Source organism: Pseudomonas sp. UBA6699, from assembly GCF_002454615.1.
Classification (GTDB): domain Bacteria; phylum Pseudomonadota; class Gammaproteobacteria; order Pseudomonadales; family Pseudomonadaceae; genus Aquipseudomonas; species Aquipseudomonas juntendi.
Map to the genome: position 1 here is coordinate 1 of NZ_DKJF01000113.1, position 21,787 is coordinate 21,787.

General features: G+C 62.7%; 16 protein-coding genes and 1 tRNA gene. 5 read left to right on the top strand and 12 right to left on the bottom strand.

Features of this window, described 5'->3' with window-relative positions; genetic code table 11:
- Positions 1-177 precede the first annotated feature (177 nt).
- Together B3361_RS21310 and B3361_RS21315 are read right to left on the bottom strand one after the other, a co-directional pair.
- A complete protein-coding gene (locus tag B3361_RS21310) occupies positions 178-1,110 on the bottom strand; it encodes an NAD-dependent epimerase/dehydratase family protein (RefSeq protein ID WP_054904987.1) in 933 nt (310 codons plus the stop codon).
- Entirely contained in the window at positions 1,103-1,987 is an 885-nt protein-coding gene (locus B3361_RS21315) for a sugar nucleotide-binding protein (protein ID WP_080709155.1), read from the bottom strand. Before B3361_RS21315 ends, B3361_RS21310 begins: the two co-directional genes overlap by 8 nt.
- Positions 1,988-2,396: 409 nt before the next feature.
- On the opposite strand from B3361_RS21315, the gene B3361_RS21320 reads away from it, so the two are divergent.
- Both B3361_RS21320 and B3361_RS21325 read left to right on the top strand, forming a co-directional pair.
- Positions 2,397-2,834, top strand: a complete 438-nt coding sequence (locus B3361_RS21320) for a TauD/TfdA family dioxygenase (RefSeq protein ID WP_177331332.1) — start codon at positions 2,397-2,399, stop codon at positions 2,832-2,834.
- Positions 2,835-2,856: 22 nt separating this feature from the next.
- A complete protein-coding gene (locus B3361_RS21325) occupies positions 2,857-3,633 on the top strand; it encodes a TSUP family transporter (RefSeq protein WP_054904986.1) in 777 nt (258 codons plus the stop codon).
- An 82-nt stretch (positions 3,634-3,715) separates the two neighbouring features.
- Here the strand turns inward: B3361_RS21325 and B3361_RS21330 are convergent, their stop codons facing one another.
- On the bottom strand, positions 3,716-4,525 hold the full coding sequence (locus tag B3361_RS21330; RefSeq protein ID WP_029885046.1) for a helix-turn-helix domain-containing protein: 810 nt from the start codon (positions 4,523-4,525) through the stop codon (positions 3,716-3,718).
- Positions 4,526-4,703: 178 nt separating this feature from the next.
- Between B3361_RS21330 and B3361_RS21335 the strand changes: the two genes are divergently transcribed.
- Both B3361_RS21335 and B3361_RS21340 read left to right on the top strand, forming a co-directional pair.
- Positions 4,704-6,146: an alanine/glycine:cation symporter family protein gene (locus B3361_RS21335; RefSeq protein ID WP_054904985.1), complete on the top strand. Its 1,443-nt coding sequence runs from the start codon at positions 4,704-4,706 to the stop codon at positions 6,144-6,146.
- A 71-nt stretch (positions 6,147-6,217) separates the two neighbouring features.
- A complete protein-coding gene (locus B3361_RS21340) occupies positions 6,218-7,204 on the top strand; it encodes an asparaginase (protein WP_054904984.1) in 987 nt (328 codons plus the stop codon).
- Positions 7,205-7,239: 35 nt separating this feature from the next.
- Here the strand turns inward: B3361_RS21340 and B3361_RS21345 are convergent.
- The 9 genes from B3361_RS21345 to B3361_RS21385 all read right to left on the bottom strand — a co-directional run bounded on the left by B3361_RS21345 (position 7,240) and on the right by B3361_RS21385 (position 18,782).
- Positions 7,240-7,335: transfer RNA gene (locus tag B3361_RS21345), tRNA-Sec, on the bottom strand.
- 6 nt (positions 7,336-7,341) lie between these two features.
- Positions 7,342-9,264 carry a selenocysteine-specific translation elongation factor gene (selB, locus tag B3361_RS21350; protein ID WP_054904999.1) on the bottom strand — a complete coding sequence of 641 codons (1,923 nt, stop codon included), beginning with the start codon at positions 9,262-9,264 and terminating at the stop codon, positions 7,342-7,344.
- On the bottom strand, positions 9,261-10,688 hold the full coding sequence (selA, locus tag B3361_RS21355; protein WP_009685690.1) for an L-seryl-tRNA(Sec) selenium transferase: 1,428 nt from the start codon (positions 10,686-10,688) through the stop codon (positions 9,261-9,263). Before selA ends, selB begins: the two co-directional genes overlap by 4 nt.
- Before the next feature lie 162 nt (positions 10,689-10,850).
- Positions 10,851-11,771, bottom strand: coding sequence for a formate dehydrogenase accessory protein FdhE (gene fdhE / locus B3361_RS21360; RefSeq protein ID WP_054904983.1), 921 nt, complete (start codon positions 11,769-11,771; stop codon positions 10,851-10,853).
- 4 nt (positions 11,772-11,775) lie between these two features.
- The gene (locus B3361_RS21365; protein ID WP_009685688.1) at positions 11,776-12,432 is read right to left on the bottom strand and encodes a formate dehydrogenase subunit gamma; all 657 of its coding nucleotides are present in this window, start codon (positions 12,430-12,432) and stop codon (positions 11,776-11,778) included.
- Entirely contained in the window at positions 12,429-13,379 is a 951-nt protein-coding gene (gene fdxH / locus B3361_RS21370) for a formate dehydrogenase subunit beta (protein WP_009685687.1), read from the bottom strand. The genes B3361_RS21365 and fdxH overlap by 4 nt, the downstream gene beginning before the upstream one ends.
- Positions 13,379-16,447: a formate dehydrogenase-N subunit alpha gene (gene fdnG, locus B3361_RS21375; RefSeq protein ID WP_154211599.1), complete on the bottom strand. Its 3,069-nt coding sequence runs from the start codon at positions 16,445-16,447 to the stop codon at positions 13,379-13,381. The genes fdxH and fdnG overlap by 1 nt, the downstream gene beginning before the upstream one ends.
- A 382-nt stretch (positions 16,448-16,829) precedes the next feature.
- Positions 16,830-17,378, bottom strand: a complete 549-nt coding sequence (locus tag B3361_RS21380) for a single-stranded DNA-binding protein (protein ID WP_009681967.1) — start codon at positions 17,376-17,378, stop codon at positions 16,830-16,832.
- A 9-nt stretch (positions 17,379-17,387) separates the two neighbouring features.
- Entirely contained in the window at positions 17,388-18,782 is a 1,395-nt protein-coding gene (locus tag B3361_RS21385) for an MFS transporter (protein WP_286920352.1), read from the bottom strand.
- Between the two features lie 129 nt (positions 18,783-18,911).
- On the opposite strand from B3361_RS21385, the gene uvrA reads away from it, so the two are divergent.
- Positions 18,912-21,746, top strand: coding sequence for an excinuclease ABC subunit UvrA (gene uvrA / locus B3361_RS21390; protein WP_029885054.1), 2,835 nt, complete (start codon positions 18,912-18,914; stop codon positions 21,744-21,746).
- The last annotated feature ends 41 nt before the right edge of the window (positions 21,747-21,787 follow it).

Here is a 21,787-nt window from a genome sequence, read left to right on the forward strand (position 1 = left end):
AAATTACTTGACCAGTTCAGCGTGCCCGCGAACACCGGCGCAGCCGGTGCCAGACACCGCGTCGCCTGCTTCGCGGGCACGCCCGCTCCCACAATGGATCGCGCAGGCTTTTCACATTTTGAGAAAGACAGTTGCTCCTACAGGCCGTGCAGGCAGGGCATCGCTTGGCCCGTGACTTCAGCTTTTACCCAGTAGCCGGGCCAGCCCCTCGACCATCGGCGTAGCCTGCGGGAATGCAAACCGCGCCAGCAAGCGCTGGTTATCGGCCCGCGAATGACGAATATCACCGGCACGCGCCGCCGCGTAGGTCACCGCTGGCAAGCTGCCCACGACTTTCTGCAGCGCCGCGAGCATTTGGTTGATCGACGTTGCCTGGTTGAGGCCGATGTTCACCGCACCCTCCTCGACCTGCGGCTGCTCCAGCGCCTGCACCATCACTTGCACCAGGTCGCCTACATACAGGAAATCGCGGGTCTGCTCGCCATCCCCGTACACGGTGATCGGCAGGCCCTGCACAGCACGCTCGCAGAAGATGCTGATAACCCCGGAATAGGGCGAGGACGGGTCCTGGCGAGGCCCGAAGATATTGAAGAAGCGGAACACCACCGGCTCCAGCCCATGCTGACGGCGGTAGAAGTCCAGGTATTGCTCACTGGCCAGCTTGTCCACGGCATAGGGCGTCAGCGGTGCCTTGGGCGTATCCTCGGCGATCGACTCGCCCTCGCCATTGTTGCCATACACGGCGGCACTGGAGGCGAACACCACCCGGCGCAGACCGTGCACGCGCATGGCTTCACAAACATTGAGGGTGCCGATGAAATTGCTCTGGTGGGTACGCACCGGATCTTCGACCGAGGCCTGCACCGAAGCCACTGCGGCCAGGTGCACCACGGCACTGCAACCTGCCGCAGCCCGCATGACCAGAGCAGCATCGGCGACATCGCCTTCGATCAGTTCCAGCCGTGGGTGGTCGATCTGCAGGTTGTCCCGCCGGCCAGTGGACAAGTCATCGAGAATGCGTACGGCGTAGCCTTTGTCCAACAACGCATCGCACAGGTGGGAACCAATGAAGCCGGCACCGCCGGTGATCAGGATGGGGGCATCAGCCATGGCGGTAGAAACGGTCCAGTAGGGGCGGCAAGCCGGCGCGCCAGGCACGCGGCTTGATGCCAAAGGTATGAAGGATTTTCTTGCAGGCCAATACGGCATGCTGCGGCTCTTCGCTGGCATCCGGCCGCGCGGCATGCGCTTGCGCCGTGGGTGCCTGCACTGCCAGCTGGCGATATTGGCCGGCCTCGGCCAGGATCGCCTGGCCCAACACCAGCGGCGTGGTCGCCTCGTTGCCGGCGTAATGGTAGGTGCCCCATAGCGGCGCGTTGCAATCGAGTTGCTTGAGCACAGACAGGATCACCCGGGCCGCATCGTCCACAGGTGTGGGGTTGCCGCGCCGGTCATCGGCCAGCAGCAACTCGGCCGGTTGCTCGGCACGGGTGAGGAAACGACCGAGCGAGCCATCGATGCTTTCGTCCAGCAACCAGCCAAAGCGCAGCAGTACATGTTGCGGGCACGCCGCCCGCACGCTCTGCTCGATCCGCCACAAGGCCTGGCCCCGCAGCCCCAGGGGTACGGGCTCGTCCTTCTCGCTGTAGGCAGTGGCCCGCGAGCCATCGAATACCCGGTAGCTGGAAGGCTGCACCAGGGTGATCTGGTGGTGCTGGCACAGCTCTGCCAGCCGCTCGACTGCCCGCTCCTGTTGCGCCAGGCGCGGCTCGCTGACCGACTCGGCCTGGAACCAGTCGAAGTAATAGGCCAGGTTCACCAGGGCATCGGGGCGATGGTCGTCAAGCAACTGGGTCAGGCTCGCCGGCGTCCAGCCGCTCTCGGGCGGGCGCGGCGCCAGGAATGCGATGTCCTCCTCGGCCCCAAGACGAATCAGCGCTTGCCCGAGGGCATTGCCACCACCCAACAGCATTAGGCGCATACGCATAGAGTCAGCAGATCCGGAGAGGTTGATTAAGGAAAGTGGGTCATTTTGCGGTTTCCGGGCGGGGAAGTCCAACCCTGGGGCGGAGGTGGATACGTAGGGCTATTCCTACCACCGCCGAGGACATTCCTCACATGACCAAGGGAGCAGGTCCTGCATCACTGCGTAAGATTCTCTGGCTAAATTAACGGCGAACTCACAAAAAGTTCCACCTCCCCCTACATACAAGGAAAAAAACAATGATAGGGAACGTGCCTCAACGATCGACTGAGGTCATCCAGTTCGAGCTCAATGACCAGCAAGCCAATTTTCTGGACTGCGCAGCCCGCCAAGTCGGTGCGATGGGTGGCCCAGATGTCCCAGCGCCTTGATTCTGACGGCCCGATGGAACCCATCCCAAGAGCCGACAAAATTGATACCGGTACGCAATGTAATTGCAAAACTGAACGGCCTTGAAGCACTGGCGCTTTCATCGAAATCATTCTGTTTCAGTCGCAGTGAATGTTTCGTCAAGGACGACAGCGAGGACATGCTAGAACATTCCATCATCCAGTTCGACCCTCGAGGTGACTTCACCTTGCGCTACAACAGTTATCGGTACTCTGTGCACGAAAAAGCTAGCCAATTGGCGCGCCAAGCCTACTGGTCATTGAAAGATCTATTGAATCAGGCAGATTGTTACGAATTCGTTCTGCAGCCCACCTCTGCGCTGTTAATCAACAACAGCCAGGCCCTGCATGCACGCGACACAATCAAAGATAACAGGCGACTACTGATCAGGCTGTTTGGGTATTCGCCAGATGCGCGGCCATTAATCCTGCAGCAAGACCCGTTGATAGTACGTGGCTAGTGAAAATGGAGCACAATTGAAAATGGATTCGATCTATATAGCGCTAGCAGCCGTCGCGCTGTTTGCCGGTTTCTTCGATGCAATAGCAGGCGGCGGCGGACTCCTCACTCTTCCCGCTCTATTCATCGCAGGCATCGACCCATTGGCAGCAATGGCCACTAACAAATTTCAAGCTTCCTCAGCCAGTGCGTCAGCCATCTGGGCGTTTGCTCGAAAACGAATGATCGATTGGCGAGCAGACTGGCCTATGGCCTGCCTATCCTTTACTGGAGGCGTCACTGGCGCCATGTCAATCAGCATGCTCGACAGGTATGTCCTGGAATCTGTCGTTCCCATCATGCTGATCGCGGTCGCCGCCTACTTTGCGTTCACTCCCACGTTGAGTGGTCAGGAGCGCAAGCAACGGCTGTCGAGCGTTGCATTCACACTGGCGGTAGTGCCAGCCATCGGCTTCTATGACGGTATTTTCGGGCCAGGTACCGGTTCATTTTTCATGGTCGCATGCACCCTGCTGCTGGGACAGCCGCTCATGCAAGCAATTTGCAGAAGCAAACTCCTGAATGCTTGCTGCAACCTGGGAGCCCTGACCGTGTTTGCATGCAGTGGGGCGATCGTCTGGCCTTTGGCATTGATAATGGCCGTGTCCGCCATCATTGGTGCGCAGCTGGGCGCGCGGTGTGCGCTCCACTTCGGGTCGCGGCTGGTGAAACCGCTGCTGATCGCCGTGTGCTGCCTGATGGCAACCAAGTTGATGCTCAGTACTGGTCATCCGGTGGCGCAATGGTTGCACCGCCTATGAGTACTCAGCGGGCCTGAATTCAATTCCAGTCATCGGTCAAACCGATAGAGCGGCAGTGGCATGCCGAGTACAGCCATCCTGTCTATTCAATCTCAAACAAACTGTTGCGCAACGGCCCCACACTCAGACGTTCCCTGACGTCATCATCTATACGCGGATCATCCGGGCGGTACAGTTTGACCTGTCGGTAGGCATTGATGCGATTGATCTCCTCACCCAGGTACTCCCACACCACCCGTGTGCAGGCCGGGTTGCGCCGGTCGCCGCTGGAAACCCCGGCCTTCAGGCCGTTCAGGCGTGTGATCCGGCTTTTGAAGCTGGGAATCAGGATGGTCTGGCTCATTTCGTTGAAAGTCAGCGACTCGTAGTCGATGAGGAACACTCGGTCCTGCAACTGAAACGCCGCGCCCAGATAGCGACAACGGACTTCGGCATGCAGGTCCGTGGCGCTGGAGCGCTCCTGCCGCTCCTGGCGCTCGAACAGAAAACGCCCGCGCTCTTCCCACAGGTGCACCAGCGACACCAGGATCGTGCCGGGCACAGACATGCAGTTCGAGTACTCGAAGTAATAACCACAATAACGCGACAGGTTGCCGGCGTGCTCATGCAGCGGGCGGAACAGTTCACTGATCGGGTCGCTGGGTTGTTCGGCCAGGGTCGAAACGCGGGCACCGATCAGGCGGGCGAACTGCTCGGCAGGCAGGTTCAGCTCGTAATCCTCGACGCCAAAGAAATCACCGATGCGTTTCAGGTTGAAAGCCGTCGGACGGCTCTGCCCGCTGAGGTACTTGTTGAACTGCGCTCGGTTGATCGAGAGCTGGCGGCAAACTTCGGAAATAGAGCGGTAGTGGCTGCAAGCCAGTTTGAGGTTGGTAGCGAAATGCTCACTCATGTACGGAATCCAGGTGACGCGAATGACGCCATTGTAGCATCAAGTCGCATCAAGTCAGAGCAACCCGCGAAATTGTAACGACTCTTGTCATGGCCAACCATGCGCCCCAACGAATAGCGGTGCGCCTGCCGTCCGCTGATCAATCCACACGAAGAATAAGAATCGAGGTCATTTTCCAATGCTCGAAGCACTCAACGATTTCCTCTCGGGGAAACTCCTCATCGTGCTGATCGTCGGTCTCGGCGGTTACTTCACCATCCGTTCGCGGTTTGTACAGTTCCGCCATTTCGGCCACATGTTCGCCGTGTTCAAGGAATCGCTGCGTGGCCAGGCAGGCCAGTTGAGCTCCTTCCAGGCCCTGATGCTGAGCCTGGCTGGCCGCGTGGGCGCCGGTAACATCGCCGGGGTCGGCATTGCCGTGACCCTGGGCGGCCCTGGCGCGGTGTTCTGGATGTGGGTCACTGCCCTGGTCGGCATGGCCAGCAGTTTCTTCGAATGTACCCTGGCCCAGGTGTACAAACGCGCCGATGGCGACGGCTTGTACCGTGGCGGCCCGGCCTACTACATCCAGCATGGCCTGAAGCTGAAAAGCATGGCCATCGTGTTCTCGATCCTGCTGCTGGTGACCTACGGCTTCGCCTTCATCGGCCTGCAGTCGTACACCGTTACCCATTCGCTGCAAAATGCCTTCGACTTCAAGCCGAGCCACACCGGGCTGGTGCTGGCCGTGCTGCTGGCCATCACCTTCATCGGTGGCATCAAGCGCATCGCGGCGGTCTCGGACCTGCTGGTGCCGGTCAAGACCCTGGCCTACATCGGCGTGACCCTGTACGTGATCGGCACCCAGATCGACCACGTACCCGCCATGCTGGAAACCATCTTCAAGAGCGCTTTCGGCCTTGACCCTGCGTTTGGCGGCCTGCTCGGCAGCGCCATCGTCATGGGCGTGAAGCGGGGCGTGTTCGCCAACGAAGCAGGGTTGGGCAGTGCACCGAACGTTGCCGCCGTGGCGGCAGTGAAACACCCGGGCGCGCAGGGCGTGGTCCAGGCCTTCAGCGTGTTCCTCGACACCTTCGTGATCTGCACCTGCACCGCACTGCTGATCCTGCTGTCGGGCTTCTACACCCCAGGCTTCGAGGGCGACGGCATTGTCCTGACCCAGAACTCGCTGGCCGCCGTGGTGGGTGACTGGGGCCGCGTATTCGTCAGCGTTGCGCTGTCGCTGTTCGTGTTCACCTGCATTCTCTACAACTACTACCTGGGCGAGAACAGCCTGCAGTTCCTCAGCCGCAACCGCGTGGTACTGATGGTGTTCCGTGGCCTGGTACTGGCGCTGGTGGTGTGGGGTTCGATGCAAGACCTGTCGACCGTGTTCGCCTTCGCCGACATCACCATGACCTGCCTGGCCTTCGTCAACCTGATCGCCCTGGCCCTGTTGTTCAAGATTGGCCTGCGCGTGATGCGCGACTACGACGAGCAGCGCAAGGCCGGTATCAAGCAGCCAGTGTTCGATTCGACCAAGTTCGCCGACCTGGACCTGGACCGCAACGCATGGCCAGCCAACCCTCAGCTGGAAACAGCCGCTGACAATGCAGCCGTCCAGGCCCAGCCACAGCGCTGATACCCTGCCCTGCCAAAGCCGCCCCGTCCGAGGGCGGCTTTTTTCTCCGCTCACCGCCACGGATGCTTTCCATGCGTGCAGTCAAGAATCTTCTCGTTCTCTATACCGGTGGCACCATCGGCATGCTCGAAACCCCGGAGGGCCTGGCACCGGCCGGCGGTTTCGACGGGCGGATGCGTGAACACTTCGCGCAACTGTCCGATGCCCCCCAGCTGCAGTGGACCCTGCAAGAGCTGAACCCGCTGCTGGACAGCGCCAATATGCAACAGCACAACTGGCTGGCCATGCGTGACGCCATCGTCACGGCGGTGGACGCTGGCCATGATGGGGTGCTGGTGCTGCACGGCACCGATAGCCTGGCCTATAGCGCGGCTGCCTTGTCGTTCCTGCTGCTGGGCTTGCCCGTGCCGGTACTGCTGACCGGTTCGATGCTGCCGGCCGGTGCCCCCGACAGCGACGCCTGGCCCAACTTGTGTGGCGCGCTGCGCCTGTTCGAACAAGGGCTGGAAGACGGCGTGCAGTTGTACTTCCATGGGCAGCTGGTGCACGGTTGCCGGGCTACCAAGTTGCGCAGTGAAGCGTTCGATGCGTTCGTTGCCCTGCCGCGGCATCGCGACAGCCAGCGTGCGGCAGCCATCCCGGCCGAGCTGGATTACCGCCAGCCGCGCCAGCCGGTCAACCTGGCGGTCGTGCCCGTGTTCCCCGGGCTGCAGGCCAGCCATCTGCAGGCCTTGTTGGGCAGCGGCGTGCAGGGCTTGCTGCTGGAGTGCTATGGCAGTGGTACCGGGCCGTCGGATGACCTGGCGTTGCTCGAGGTACTGCGCGCAGCGCGCCAGCGCGGTGTGCTGCTGGCGGCAATCAGCCAATGCCCTGAAGGCTCGGTGGTATTCGATACCTATGCGGCAGGCAACCGACTGCGTAGCGCGGGCCTGGTCAGTGGCGGCGGCATGACCCGAGAGGCGGCGCTGGGCAAGATGGTTGCGCTGCTGGGTGCAGGGTTGGATGTGGAGTCAGCAGAACGCTGGTTTGCCCTGGACCTGTGTGGGGAGCGGGCGTAGGCACTACCCGCACTCGCCCGGGCAAGAAAAGAAGATGGCGGAAGGCAGCGGGAGTCGAACCTGCCCGGGAACGGCTGCCGTCCCCAACCGGGTTTGAAGCCCGGCCGCGCCACCGGGCGCGATTGCCTTCCTTGAACTCAGTGCCTGGCGTACTGCTGGGCCAGGGCGCTGTCAGCGCGAATGTGACGCTGCTCGGCCACCCTGCGGGTCAGGCCGATGCGGTCGAAGTATTCCAGAATCTGCACACTGCGCTTGCGACCGATGCCCAACATATCGCGAAATGCAGCAACCTGCACTACTGAAGTGCCACCCGCCTGCCCCAGCAGCAGCTCTGCCATGCGCTGTAGCGTCGCTGCGGGGTAGAACAGGTCGCGCACCACCTGGTGCACCACGCCCAAACGCGCCAGCTTGCGCAACAACAAACGAACGTCGGCTTCAAGGCAGTTCTCTTCTGCCGCCAATGTCCTGACCCAGGGCGGATCGAACTGCCCCGCCAGCAACCTGGGCTGCAGGCGCGCCCACAGTGCCTCGTCGGCTTCACTCAACTGGACCTTGTGATCCGGCAAATGCAGCCAGGGCCCACTGGCGGCAATCACCCCTTCCTCTAGCAGTTCCTCAAGCAGGCTGACAAACGCAGGCCGCTCCAACGGCAATGCAGTAAAGCGCCGCAGGCGGTCACGGTCGGGGCCCAGCTGATCGGGTTCTTGCTCGTGGAAGCGGGCAAGTTGCGCCAGCACCTGCCGTTTCAGCGCCTGCCATTGGGCGCTGGCGAACAGCAGCTGGCCCTGCCGCGTGGCCACCACCAACACGTTCGCCGGTAGCTGCCAGGTTTCGCGCAGGCGATTGAACTGTCGCTCCAGGCGCTGCGGGTCGATACCACCGGGCGCGCTGGCGAGCAGTGCCGGCAGTGCCTGCTCCAGGCCCTGGGCATCCCGCAGCGCCTGCAGCTGGCGTAGACGCTCGTGGCTGCGGCGCTGGCGGCTGGGGGCAAACGGATCGAGTACCCTGCCGCCGCCCAAGGTGCGCTGAGCACGCTGGTCACGCAGTACCAGGCGGTCGCCATGCACGGCCTGCAACGGCGCATTGAGCAGTAACTGGGCAAACATGCGCTGGCCGGCAGCCAGGGTTTCACCTTCCAGCAACGCGACACGGGCCGTCACGTCCTGGGTGCCGAGGTGCACATGCACGGCACTGAAGTGCTCGAACGCCCGCAGCTCGCCCGGCAGCAGGTTCAACTCGATATCCACCCGAACACTGGGCGCGTGCAGCCACTGCGGCAGCAGCCAGTCGCCACGGTGAACTTGCTCCGCGCTAAGGCGTTCGGCTGCGATATTGAGCGCTACTCGCTGGCCGGCCTGCGCTACCAGTGCGGCCTGGTTTTGTGCATGCAGGCCCCGCACCCGCACCGCCTTGCCGGCCTTGCCCAGGACCAGGGTATCGCCGGCACTCACCCGGCCGGCCAGCGCCGTGCCAGTCACCACCACCCCCGCACCGGTAACAGCGAAGGCGCGGTCGATAGCCAGGCGAAAACCGCCTTGCGCACTGCGTTGCCGCACAGCGGTTTGCGCCTGCAGCAAGGCTTGGCGCAACGCGTCGATGCCCTCCCCGCCAAGGCTCGACACCGGGAACTGCCGCGCCCCGGCATAGGGCCCTGGCGCCAGCAGCTCATTGACCTGCGCCTGCACCTGGGCCAGGCGCGCCGGCTCGACGCGGTCGCACTTGCTGATCGCCACCAGTGCCTGGGGGATACCCAACAGCTCGATGATTGCCAGGTGCTCACGTGTCTGCGGCATGACGCCATCGTCTGCCGCCACCACCAGCAGCACCACGTCTATGCCATGGGCCCCGGCCAGCATGTTGTGGATAAACCGCTCGTGGCCCGGCACATCGATGAAGCCCGTCAGCGCTGCACCTTCGGCCAGCGCCGCGTAGCGGTAACCCAGGTCGATGGTCATGCCCCGCTCACGCTCTTCCTGGCGCAGGTCACCGGCCTGGCCGGTCAGTGCCTTCAGCAGTGCGGTCTTGCCATGGTCGATGTGGCCGGCGGTACCAACGATCACTGCACCGGCCCCAACTGCAACGCCGGCAATTGCGCCAGCCATTGGGCTTCGTCGTCCAGCTGGCGCAGGTCCAGCCATAGCGCGTCGTCGTCGATGCGACCAAGCACCGGCACTGGCAGGCCCCGCAGGGCCCGCTCCAGCACATGCAGGCTGCGCCCGCGCAACTTCTTCGACACCTGCGGGCGCAGGCACAGCGCGGCACTGGGCAGGCGCGCAACCGGCTGGCTGCCACTGCCTATCATGCCCAGCGCAGGTTCTACGCTGACGACCCATTGCGCACCAAGGCGGGCCTGGAGGTCTGGCAGCAGGCGTTCGGCCTGGGCCTGGATATCGGCCTGGCCACGGGTCAACAAGCGCAAACTGGGCAGGCGCTCGGCCAACCGATCCGGGTTGCGGTACAGCGCCAGCACCGCTTCGAGTGCGGCCAGGGTGATCTTGTCGACCCGCAGCGCACGCTTGAGCGGGTTTTTCTTGATCCTGGCGATCAATGCCTTGCGCCCGACGATGATCCCGGCCTGCGGGCCGCCCAGCAGCTTGTCGCCACTGAAGGTCACCAGATCGGCGCCATCAGCCAGGGCCTGGCGCACCGTGGGCTCGGCCGGCAGGCCCCAGCGGGTGAGATCGAGCAAACTACCGCTGCCGAGGTCTTCGAGCAGTGGCAGGTCATGCTGGTGGGCGATTCGCGCCAGCTCGGCGGTGGGCACCTGGGTGGTGAAACCTTGAATGCTGTAGTTGCTGCAGTGCACGCGCATCAGTAACCCGGTTCGCGGGCCAATGGCAGCCTCGTAGTCGCGGGCATGGGTGCGGTTGGTGGTACCGATCTCGTGCAGCTTCACCCCGGCGCGGGCCATGATGTCCGGGATGCGGAAGGCGCCACCGATCTCGATCAGTTCGCCGCGCGAGATAATGCCCTCCTTGCGCGCACCCAGGCTGTTGAGCGCCAGCAGTACCGCCGCGGCATTGTTGTTGACCACCGTAACCGCCTCGGCGCCGGTCAGCTCGCGGATAAGGCCCTCGATCAGGTCGTCGCGGTCACCACGCTTGCCGCTGGCCAGGTCGAACTCCAGGTTGAGCGGGTAGCGGGCGGCGGTCTGCATGGCCTCGATGGCTTCTTCCGGCAGCAGGGCACGGCCGAGGTTGGTATGCAGCACGGTGCCGGTGAGGTTGAACACTCGGCGTACCTGGCTGCGTTGCTGGGCAGCCAGACGTTCGCCGGCGCGGCCCAGAAGGATCTCGAGAGACAGCTCGGCGGCACTGAGTTGGCCGCTGCGCGCGGGCTCCCGCAGGTCGTCCAGCAATTGGCGCAGGGCGCTCAAGACCGCATCGCGGCCGTGGCGGTCGATCAGTGGGAGGCAGGCCGGATGGCGCAGGAGGGTGTCGATGGACGGCAAGCGTGGGGTGTCGCTGGCGAGGCTGTTGGACATGCGGTACTACCTAGGATTGATCCGTCGTCGGTACTGGCCTGTTCGCGGGTGAGCCCGCCCCCACAAAAGCCTGCGCAGGTGTCTGATCCTGTACCAAGTCTTGTGGGAACCGGTTCATCCGCGAAGCAGGCGACTCGGTTTTTCAGTGTAGACACTCACCCACTAACCGGGCGCAAGCATCAGGTTGGGCGCCAGGCGATGAAAACCTTCCTCGTCCAGGCGCATGTCCAGCGCAAGGCTGGCCAGGTCGTCGGCCAAGGGCTCGGCCGCTGCGTCGTTTTCGAGGTAGTTCTGCTTGAGGTAGCTTTCACACCCCGGGCAGCACTCGGCCCGCAGGGGCGCCTTGCCGGGTAGATGGCGGTCATTCTCAAGGCTGGTATAGCGCAAGTCCTTGCTCGACTCGCAGTACACGCACTTGACCCGCACCACATGCCATTCACAGGCGCACAACGCGCACACCAGATAGCGCAGGCCGTTGTGCTTGCCACGGTTGCGTACCACCCCGGCCATCGCCGGCGAGCCGCAGGCCGGGCACTGGGCCAGGCTGCCAGCGGGTTTGAGTTCAGGCGCCGGCAATGCCAGCAGCCAGCTGGACCAGGCCGCCTGCAACGCAGCCCCGAGCAATGGCACCAGTGCGGGCGGCACCGCGTCATACTGCCCTGCCAGCAACGCGAACCCCCAGCCTTTGCGCTGGTTGTCATCACTGCCACTCAGCACCTGCAAGGCCTCCGCCAACGGACCCTGGGGTTCGTCGCCAAAGTGACCGAGCAAGGCCTGCAGCCAGACCAGCCAAGCCCCGTCACGTACCAGGCTGTCTGCCGCCAGCGGCGGCAAACCATGGCTTATGCACAGGCGCTGGCGCGCCTCAGCCACCGGCAGGGCGCCAGGGGGGTTATCCACAAGCTGCTGCTGCACACGGCACAACCGCGCAACCAGCCTCAGGTAGTCGCCCAGGGCATTGCCCTGGGCCAGCGTATCCAAACGCGCAGCCCGCACTTCAAACAGGTTGGCCGGCGGCAGGTGCAGAAACGGCGGCATCACCGCCGACGCTTCGATCTGCCCAGGTTCGAGTATCGTGCTCAAGCGCTCATCCTTCTTTTCGTCCGTGATGACTCGGCGGCTTGTCGCCAGTCACCTCGCGGTACCACAGTTCATGGTGCTTGCGTGCCCAGGCGCGGCTTACCCAGCCGTGCAGCATGGCGCCAATCGAGCCTTTGATCCAGATACCGGCGTAGATGTGCACGATAATGCTGAGGATCAGCACGAAGGCCGCCAGTGCATGCAGCAACGCCGACAGGCGAATTACCTCGATGCCGAACCAGTGGCTGAAATACGCTCGCCAGATCACCACACCACTGACCAGCAAGACCAGCATGCACACCAGCAGGGTCCAGAACAGCAGCTTCTGCCCGGCGTTGTATTTGCCGATTGGCGGTACGCCCTCCTCCTGGTTACGCATTACCCGGTCAACCCGCCGCAGCCAGAGGCGATCATTCGCGGTGATGAAGTTGGCCCGCCAGAAGCGCACCACCAGGCCAACGAAAAACACGAACATCGCCACCCCCAGAAACGGGTGCAGGATGCGCGTCCACGGCCCACCGCCAAACAGGTTGCTGAGCCAGAACAGTGCCGGGTGAAACAGCGCCAACCCCGACAGCCCGGCGAGAAAGAACAGGATCGCCACCAGCCAGTGGTTGCTGCGCTCGTTGGCGTTGTAGCGCAAGATGGGTTTGTTGTCGTTCATGGCCGCTGCTCCCCTTGCCCACCGGGCTTGCTCGGATCATAGACATGCACTGCAGGGTCCACTGTCTGCACGCTCGGGTCGGCTGCGGCCGGGTGTTCGTCCTCCTCCACCCGCTGTGGGCCGACCCGCACATAGTGGAAGAACCCGGCCAGCACCGCTGCGCCCATCGCCAACAACGCCAGGGGCTTGGTAAAGCCCTTCCACAACCCTACCAGCGGGCTGATCACTGGCTGGTCCGGCAGGCCGGCATACAGCTTGGGGGTATCGGCATGGTGCAACACGTACATCACGTGGGTACCGCCGACGCCATCCGGGTCATACAACCCGGCGTTGTCGTAGCCACGCGATTTCAGGTCGACGATGCGTTCGGCGGCATGCACCTTCATCTCGTCCTTGGTGCCGAACACAATTGCCCCGGTCGGGCAGGTTTTCACACAGGCCGGCTCCAGGCCCACGGTCACGCGGTCGGAGCACAGGGTGCACTTGTACGCCTTGTGGTCTTTCTGCGAGATGCGCGGAATGTTGAACGGGCAGCCGGTGATGCAATAGCCACAGCCAATACAGTGGTCCTGGTTGAAGTCGACGATACCGTTGGCATGCTTGATGATCGCCCCTGGGCTTGGGCACGCCTTGAGGCAGCCTGGCTCGGCACAATGCATGCAGCCGTCCTTGCGGATCAGCCATTCCAGGTTGCCGTCGTCGCGCTCGTGCTCGGTAAAGCGCATCAGCGTCCAGGTCTCGGCAGTGAGGTCCTGGGGGTTGTCGTAGGTGCCGTGGTTGTGGCCGACCTCGTCACGCAGTTCGTTCCACTCCGAACACGCCACCTGGCAAGCCTTGCAGCCGATGCACTTGGTGGTGTCGATCAGCTTGGCGACTTCCTGCTGCTGGCGTACCGAGGGCGGCACGGTGGTGGTGGCCGAGCGGGCGATGATGTCTTGGCTGGCCATCAGAGTTTCTCCACTTTGACGAGGAACGACTTGGACTCTGGCGTCTGCGTGTTGCCGTCACCCAGGAATGGCACCAGGGTGTTGGTCAGGTAGCCATGCCGGGTTGCGCCGGTGAAGCCCCAGTGCAGCGGAATGCCGATCTGGTGCACGGTCTGGTTGTTGACCTGCAGCGGGCGAATCCGCTTGGTCACGACCGCCACCGCGTCGATGTGGCCACGCTTGCTCGACACCCGCACCCGGTCGCCAGCCTTGATGCCTTTTTCATTGGCCAGCACCTCGCCGATCTCGACGAACTGCTCGGGCTGGGCGATGGCGTTGAGCCGGCAATGCTTGCTCCAGAAGTGGAAGTGCTCGGTCAGCCGGTAGGTGGTCGCCGCGTACGGGAATTCATCGTGCTTGCCGAGGGTGTCCCATACCGAGTCGAAGATGCGCCCGGCCGGGTTGCTGATCGCCTTCTTGTTCTGCGGGTGCAGCGGGTTGATGCCAATCGGTGTTTCGAACGGCTCGTAGTGCTCGGGGAACGGGCCTTCGGCCATCTTGTCGATGGCGAAGAACCGCGCCACCCCCTCGGGGTTCATGATGAACGGGTTCATCCCCGCCTCGGGTGGCGAGTCGACCTTGAAGTCGGGCACGTCGGTCCCGGTCCAGGTATTGCCGTTCCACCACACCAGGCGTTTCTTTTCCGGATCCCAAGGCTGGCCTTGCGGGTCGCTGGAGGCACGGTTGTAGAGGATGCGGCGGTTGGCCGGCCAAGCCCAGGCCCAGTTCTGCACCTGGTGCATGCCGTACGGGTCGCTGTTGTCGCGGCGAGCCATCTGGTTGCCCTGCTCGGTCCAGCAGCCGGCAAAGATCCAACACCCCGATGCCGTGCTGCCATCGTCCTTGAGTTGACCGAAGCCCGACAATTGCTGGCCAGCCTTGAGGGCTGCACCGGCAGCATCGGTAAGGTCGGTGACCGCCCAGCCGTTCATTTCCTTGGCCAATTCCTCGGGGGATGGCTCATCAGCAATCTTGTACGGCCAGCTGATGTTCATGATCGCATCAGGGTAGGTACCGCCCTCGGTCTGGTAACGCTGACGCAGGCGCAGGAACAGCTCGCTCATGATCTGCACGTCGGTGCGGGTTTCGCCCGGCCCGTCGGCACCTTTCCAGTGCCACTGCAGCCAGCGACTGCTGTTGACCAGCGAGCCATCTTCCTCAGCGAAGCAGGTGGTGGGCAGGCGGATCACTTCGGTCTGGATATTGGCCGTGTCCACGTCGTTGAACGGCCCCATGTTGCGCCAGAACTCCGAGGTTTCGGTGGCGAGCGGGTCCATGACCACCAGCCACTTGAGCTTGGCCAAAGCCGCGGTGACGCGGTTCTTGTCCGGCAGCGCGGCGATGGGGTTGAAGCCTTGGCACATGTAGCCGTTGACCTTGCCCTGGCCCATCATCTCGAACATGCGCAGCACATCGTAAGCCGGCACATCGAGCTTGGGCAGCCAGTCATAGCCCCAGTTGTTTTCAGCCGTGGCGTTGGCACCGTACCAGGCCTTCATCAGGCTGACATGGAACTTGCCGTAGTTCTGCCAGTAAGACAGCTGCCCCGGGCGCAGCGGTTTGGAGGCGCGCTTGTCGATATAGGCGGCGTAATCCTGTTCGGCATCGCCGGCCAGCGTCAGGTAGCCCGGCAGCGAATTGGACAGCAGGCCAAGGTCGGTGAGGCCCTGGATGTTGGAGTGGCCGCGCAACGCGTTGACCCCACCACCGGGCATGCCCACGTTACCCAGCAGCAACTGCACCATGGCGGCACTGCGGATGATTTGCGCACCGATCGAGTGTTGCGTCCAACCCAGGGCGTAAAGAATCGTCATGGTCTTGCCCGGGACCGAGCAGCTGGCGATCTCTTCCCAGACTTTCATCATGGCGTCCTGCGGCATGCCACAGGTCATGCTCGCCAACGCCGGGGTATAGCGGCTGTAGTGCTGCTTCATCAGCTGGAACACGCAGCGCGGGTGCTGCAGTGTCGGGTCGACCTTGGCGTAGCCATCCTCACCCAGCTCATAACCCCAGCCGGACTTGTCGGCATACACGCGCTTGGCCTCGTCGTAGCCGCTGAACAGCCCGTCTTCGAAGCCATAGTTCTCTTTGACGATGAACGACACGTCGGTGTAATTGCGCACGTATTCGTGCTGGATCTTGTCGTTGCTCAGCAGGTAGTTGATCAGCCCACCCATGAAGGCGATGTCGGTACCGGTACGGATTGGCGCGTAGTAGTCGGCCACCGAAGCCGTTCGGGTAAATCGCGGGTCGACCACGATAAGCCGCGCCTTGTTGTGCGCTTTGGCCTCGGTCACCCATTTGAAGCCGCACGGATGCGCTTCTGCTGCGTTGCCACCCATCACCAGGACCAGATTCGCGTTGGCGATATCTGACCAGTGGTTGGTCATGGCGCCACGGCCGTACGTCGGGGCAAGACTTGCCACCGTCGGGCCATGTCAGACACGTGCTTGGTTATCGAACCCCAGCATGCCTGTTGCGCGGATGACCTTGTGGGTCAGGTAGCCCGCCTCGCTGGAGGCGGCGGAGGCCGCGAGAAAACCGGTGGTGAGCCAGCGGTTGACGGTTTGCCCCTGGGCGTTCTTCTCGATGAAGTTGGCGTCACGGTCCTGCTTCATCAGGTCGGCAACGCGGTCCAGGGCCTCGTCCCAGCTGACCCGTACCCATTCCTGGCTGCCTGGCTTGCGCACCTCTGGGTACTGCAGGCGGCTCGGGCTGTGGATAAAGTCCAGCAGGCCGGCACCTTTCGGACAGAGGGTGCCACGGTTGACCGGGTGGTCGGCGTCACCTTCGATATGAATGATGTTCTGTTTGACGTTCTTGCCCGCATCGCCCTGGCTGTACAGGATCAGGCCGCAGCCGACCGAACAGTACGGGCAGGTATTTCGGGTCTCTTTGGTGTGCGCCAGCTTGAAGTGGCGCACCTGCTCGGCAAAGGCTGGCGTGGGGGCCATGCCCAACGCCGCCAGGCTCGAGCCTCCAAGGCCGATAGCGGCGACCTTGAAGAATTGCCGACGGTTCAGGTCCATCGTGCACTCCTGATCAGGTTTGGACGCACGAAACATTGCCGGCGCCTCTTGGTAGTCACGGTGGCGGGCCAAATTCTGCTCGCCAATGGATAAGACTAGTCAAGAATCGAGAAGGTGCGATGACATGTGTCAGGTAGAGAGCACTATGCCGGGTTACTGGGTTCATCACTTTCGGAAATGGACTACATAATTCCGCTCAGTCGTCATCAGCATCATCAGCGGCGCAACGCCGGAGCTGGATGCGCAGTTCACCCGGGTGGCGCTTGAAGAACTGGGTGGTGAAAGCACCCTCTGAGGTGACTGCGCTGGCCTGCCGCATTCATAAAAAAACCCAGGGCCAAGGCCCTGGGTTTCTGGTTTCGCTAGCCGCCTGATGTTCTGATCAGAACGGAATATCGTCATCGAAGCTATCGAAGTCCGCTGCCGGCTGAGGCGCTGGCTGCTGTGGCGCCGGGCGCTGAGGGGCCTGTTGCGGGCGTTGGGCCTGCTGGCGCGGCGGGGCCTGGTTGTACTGCTGTTGACCACCACCCTGGTTGTAGTTGCCGCCACCCTGGTTGTACGGATCACCGCCTTGCTGCTGGCCCTGCGGGCGCCCGCCGAGCAGCTGCATGGTGCCGTTGATGTCGACGATGATCTCGGTGGTGTAACGCTTGATGCCGTCTTTTTCCCACTCGCGGGTCTGCAGCTTGCCTTCGATATAGCACTGCGAACCTTTACGCAGGTACTCGCCGGCAATTTCGGCAACCTTGCCGAACAGCGACACACGGTGCCACTCGGTACGCTCGACCTTCTGGCCCGACTGCTTGTCGGTCCACTGCTCGCTGGTAGCCAGGCTCAGGTTGGTCACGGCGTTACCGTTGGGCAGGTAGCGGACTTCGGGATCCTGGCCACAAGTGCCGACCAGAATGACTTTGTTAACCCCACGGGCCATAACGTTCTCCTAGGCTTCGCACGCCGAAGAGGCTGGATTCACCAGTCGCTCGAGGGTCGCACGGTCCAAAATTTTCGTATCCAGTTTGATATAGATGGCCGCTTCTTCAGCAACCACCACGGCGTCGGTCACACCCGGCACGGCCATCAGTCGCTCGGTCAGGCCGGCTTCCCGGGCTGCCTCTGGCGTCAGCGGCATGCGCAAGCTGGTCACATACGGCGGCTCGTTCATGGACAACGCGACGATCAGCCAGATTGCACACAACACCGCGCAGCCGAGGAATACCGTGTCCAACCCACCGTGCTGGAACAGCCAGCCACCCAGAATTCCACCCAGTGCCGCACCAAGGAACTGGCTGGTGGAATAAACCCCCATTGCCGTGCCCTTGCCACCGGCAGGCGACACCTTGCTCACCAGCGAAGGCAGCGAGGCCTCCAGCAGGTTGAATGCGGTAAAGAATACCACGGTGCCAATCACCAGTCCGCGCAAACCGTCAGCCCACTCCCAGAAGTATATCTCTGTCAGCAGCAAGACACTGACTGCACCGGCCAACACACGCTTCATCTTGCGCTTTTTTTCGCCGTAGATGATGAACGGCACCATTGCAAAAAATGAGATGAACAGTGCGGTCAGGTAGACCCACCAGTGCCGCTCTTTCGGCAGCCCGCCACGCTCGACGAAGGCCAGGGGCAGCGCGACGAAGCTGGCCATGAGGACGGCATGCAGCACGAAGATGCTCACGTCCAGGCGCAAAAGGTCCGGATGACGCAGGGTCGGGCCGAGTGCCTTGCGCGCCACACCCGACTCGCGGTGCTGCAAAAGGCTGTGGGTACTGGGTACGACGAAGGCGATCAGCAGGATGCCGACCAAGGCAAGGCCGGCAGTGGCCAGGAACAATCCTGACAAACCAAAGGCACTTGTCAGCAGTGGCCCGACGACCATGGCCACGGCAAACGACAGGCCGATGCTCATGCCGATCATGGCCATGGCCTTGGTCCGGTGTTGTTCACGGGTCAGGTCCGAGAGCAGCGCCATGACGGCAGCCGAAATTGCCCCGGCACCTTGCAGGATGCGCCCCGCGATCACCCCCCAGATAGAGTCGGCCTGGGCCGCCAGGACACTGCCCAGGGCAAAGATCACCAACCCCAGGTAGATGATCGGGCGCCGCCCGATGCGGTCGGAAATCATCCCGAACGGAATCTGCAATACCGCCTGGGTCAGGCCATAGGCCCCGATGGCCAAGCCAATCAACGCAGGTGTGGCACCGGCCAGGTCCATGCCGTAGGTGGCCAGTACCGGCAAGACCATGAACATGCCCAGCATACGAAAGGCAAAGACCAGGGCCAGGCCACCAGCAGCGCGGGTTTCGCTGCTGCTCATGCGCTCGTTGTGGGTGTCATGCATGGCGTAACCTCGTGTGAACCGGCGGCGATTCTATCAGTCCGACAGCTTGACGGCATCTACGCGACGCTTTGCCGCGTACTGGCAGGGGGCCGTATAATTCTTTGTTTATGCCCGCCAAGCGAGGCCGCAGTGGACAAGATCCTGATTCGTGGGGCACGTACCCACAACCTGAAGAACATCGACCTGACCTTGCCCCGGGACAAGCTGATCGTGATCACCGGCCTGTCCGGTTCCGGCAAGTCTTCGCTGGCGTTCGATACCCTGTACGCCGAAGGCCAGCGCCGCTACGTGGAATCGTTGTCGGCCTACGCCCGGCAATTCCTGTCGATGATGGAAAAGCCCGACGTCGACACCATCGAAGGTCTGTCCCCGGCAATCTCCATCGAACAGAAATCGACGTCGCATAACCCGCGCTCGACGGTCGGCACCATTACCGAGATCTACGACTACCTGCGCCTGCTGTACGCCCGCGTCGGTACCCCACGCTGCCCGGACCACGACATTCCGCTGGAGGCGCAAACCGTCAGCCAGATGGTCGACCTGGTGCTGGAGCGCCCCGAAGGCAGCAAGCTGATGCTTCTGGCGCCGGTGGTGCGCGAGCGCAAGGGCGAGCACCTGGCAGTGTTCGATGAAATGCGCGCGCAGGGTTTCGTGCGCGCCCGGGTCAACGGCAAGCTCTATGAGCTTGATGAGTTGCCCAAGCTGGACAAGCAGAAGAAGCACAGCATCGATGTGGTAGTAGACCGCTTCAAGGTGCGCGCCGACCTGCAGCAGCGCCTGGCCGAATCGTTCGAAACTGCGCTGAAACTGGCCGACGGGATTGCCCTGGTGGCACCGATGGACGACGAGCAAGGCGAAGAGACGATCTTCTCCGCCCGTTTCGCCTGCCCGGTGTGCGGCCACGCGATCAGCGAGCTGGAGCCCAAGCTGTTTTCCTTCAACAACCCGGCGGGTGCCTGCCCGACTTGCGACGGCCTGGGTGTGAAGCAGTTCTTCGACACCAAGCGCCTGGTCAATGCCGAGCTTACCTTGGCCGAGGGTGCCATCCGCGGCTGGGACCGCCGCAACGTGTACTACTTCCAGATGCTCGGCTCACTGGCGGCACACTACGGCTTCAGCCTGGAAGAGCCGTTTGGCGAGCTGTCTGCCGAGCACCAGAAGGTGATCCTGCAAGGCAGCGGCAAGCACAGTGTCGACTTCAAGTACCTCAACGACCGCGGCGATATCGTCAAGCGCTCGCACCCGTTCGAAGGCATTGTGCCGAACCTGGAGCGCCGCTACCGCGAGACCGAATCGGCCACCGTGCGTGAAGAACTGGCCAAGTTCCTCGGCACCCAGCCCTGCCCGGACTGCCGCGGCACCCGCCTGCGTCGCGAAGCGCGCCACGTGTGGGTTGGCGAGAAAACCCTGCCGGCGGTCACCAACCTGCCCATTGGCGATGCCAGCAGCTATTTTGCCGAACTGACCCTGACCGGCCGCCGCGGCGAAATTGCCTCGAAAATCCTCAAGGAAATCTGCGAACGCCTGCAGTTCCTGGTCAACGTCGGCCTCGACTACCTCACCCTGGACCGCAGTGCCGACACCTTGTCGGGGGGCGAGGCCCAGCGTATCCGCCTGGCCAGCCAGATCGGCGCAGGCCTGGTGGGGGTGATGTACATCCTCGACGAACCGTCGATCGGCCTTCATCAACGCGACAACGACCGCCTGCTGGCGACGCTCAATCACCTGCGCGACCTGGGTAACACGGTCATTGTGGTAGAGCATGATGAAGACGCCATCCGCCTGGCGGACTACGTAGTGGACATCGGCCCAGGTGCGGGCGTACATGGCGGTCAGATCGTTGCCGAGGGTTCGCCGCAGGAGGTCATGGACCATCCTGACTCGCTGACGGGCAAATACCTGTCGGGGCGCAAGAAGATCGTCGTCCCCGCCAAGCGCACGCCGCGCAACAAGAAGCTGCAACTCAAGCTGAAGGGGGCACGCGGCAACAACCTGCAGAATGTTGACCTCGAGGTGCCGATTGGCTTGTTGACGTGCGTGACCGGGGTATCTGGCTCGGGCAAGTCGACGCTGATCAACAACACCCTGTACCCGCTGGCAGCGACCGCCCTGAATGGCGCGAGCAGCATCGAGGCGGCGCCCCACAGCAGCATGGACGGCCTGCAGCACCTGGACAAGGTCGTGGATATCGACCAGAGCCCGATTGGCCGTACCCCGCGCTCGAACCCGGCTACCTACACCGGCATTTTTACTCCGATCCGTGAGCTGTTCTCCGGCGTGCCCGAGTCGCGCTCCCGCGGTTATGGCCCTGGGCGCTTCTCGTTCAACGTAAAGGGCGGCCGCTGCGAGGCCTGCCAGGGCGATGGCTTGATCAAGGTGGAAATGCACTTCCTGCCGGACATCTACGTACCCTGCGACGTGTGCAAGAGCAAGCGCTACAACCGCGAGACCCTGGAGATCAAGTACAAGGGCAAGAACATCCACGAGGTGCTGGAGATGACCATCGAGGATGCCCGCGAGTTCTTCGATGCGGTGCCGGCGTTGGCGCGCAAGCTGCAAACACTGATGGACGTGGGCCTTTCCTACATCAAGCTGGGGCAGTCGGCGACCACCCTGTCCGGTGGTGAGGCGCAGCGGGTCAAGCTATCTCGCGAGCTGTCCAAACGCGACACCGGCAAGACCCTGTATATCCTCGACGAGCCGACTACGGGCCTGCACTTTGCCGATATCCAGCAGTTGCTGGATGTGCTGCACCGCCTGCGCGACCACGGCAACACCGTGGTGGTGATCGAGCACAACCTGGATGTGATCAAGACGGCCGACTGGCTGGTGGACCTGGGGCCAGAGGGTGGCTCCAAGGGTGGGCAGATCATTGCCTGCGGTACGCCGGAAGAACTGAGCGAGATGAAACAGTCGTATACCGGGCATTACTTGAAACCGCTGCTGGAGCGGGATCGGGCCTAAGGCATTTGGAGGCGCTTTGCGCCCCATCGCGACACAAGGCC

What these genes read in the sequence shown, in the direction of transcription:
- B3361_RS21340 (WP_054904984.1), top strand. Translation starts at nt 6,218, where the DNA reads ATGCGTGCAGTCAAGAATCTTCTCGTTCTCTATACCGGTGGCACCATC.
- B3361_RS21385 (WP_286920352.1), bottom strand. Translation starts at nt 18,782, where the DNA reads ATGCATGACACCCACAACGAGCGCATGAGCAGCAGCGAAACCCGCGCT.
- B3361_RS21330 (WP_029885046.1), bottom strand. Translation starts at nt 4,525, where the DNA reads ATGAGTGAGCATTTCGCTACCAACCTCAAACTGGCTTGCAGCCACTAC.
- selA (WP_009685690.1), bottom strand. Translation starts at nt 10,688, where the DNA reads ATGTCCAACAGCCTCGCCAGCGACACCCCACGCTTGCCGTCCATCGAC.
- B3361_RS21315 (WP_080709155.1), bottom strand. Translation starts at nt 1,987, where the DNA reads ATGCGTATGCGCCTAATGCTGTTGGGTGGTGGCAATGCCCTCGGGCAA.
- fdxH (WP_009685687.1), bottom strand. Translation starts at nt 13,379, where the DNA reads ATGGCCAGCCAAGACATCATCGCCCGCTCGGCCACCACCACCGTGCCG.
- B3361_RS21365 (WP_009685688.1), bottom strand. Translation starts at nt 12,432, where the DNA reads ATGAACGACAACAAACCCATCTTGCGCTACAACGCCAACGAGCGCAGC.
- B3361_RS21325 (WP_054904986.1), top strand. Translation starts at nt 2,857, where the DNA reads ATGGATTCGATCTATATAGCGCTAGCAGCCGTCGCGCTGTTTGCCGGT.
- B3361_RS21335 (WP_054904985.1), top strand. Translation starts at nt 4,704, where the DNA reads ATGCTCGAAGCACTCAACGATTTCCTCTCGGGGAAACTCCTCATCGTG.
- B3361_RS21310 (WP_054904987.1), bottom strand. Translation starts at nt 1,110, where the DNA reads ATGGCTGATGCCCCCATCCTGATCACCGGCGGTGCCGGCTTCATTGGT.
- B3361_RS21380 (WP_009681967.1), bottom strand. Translation starts at nt 17,378, where the DNA reads ATGGCCCGTGGGGTTAACAAAGTCATTCTGGTCGGCACTTGTGGCCAG.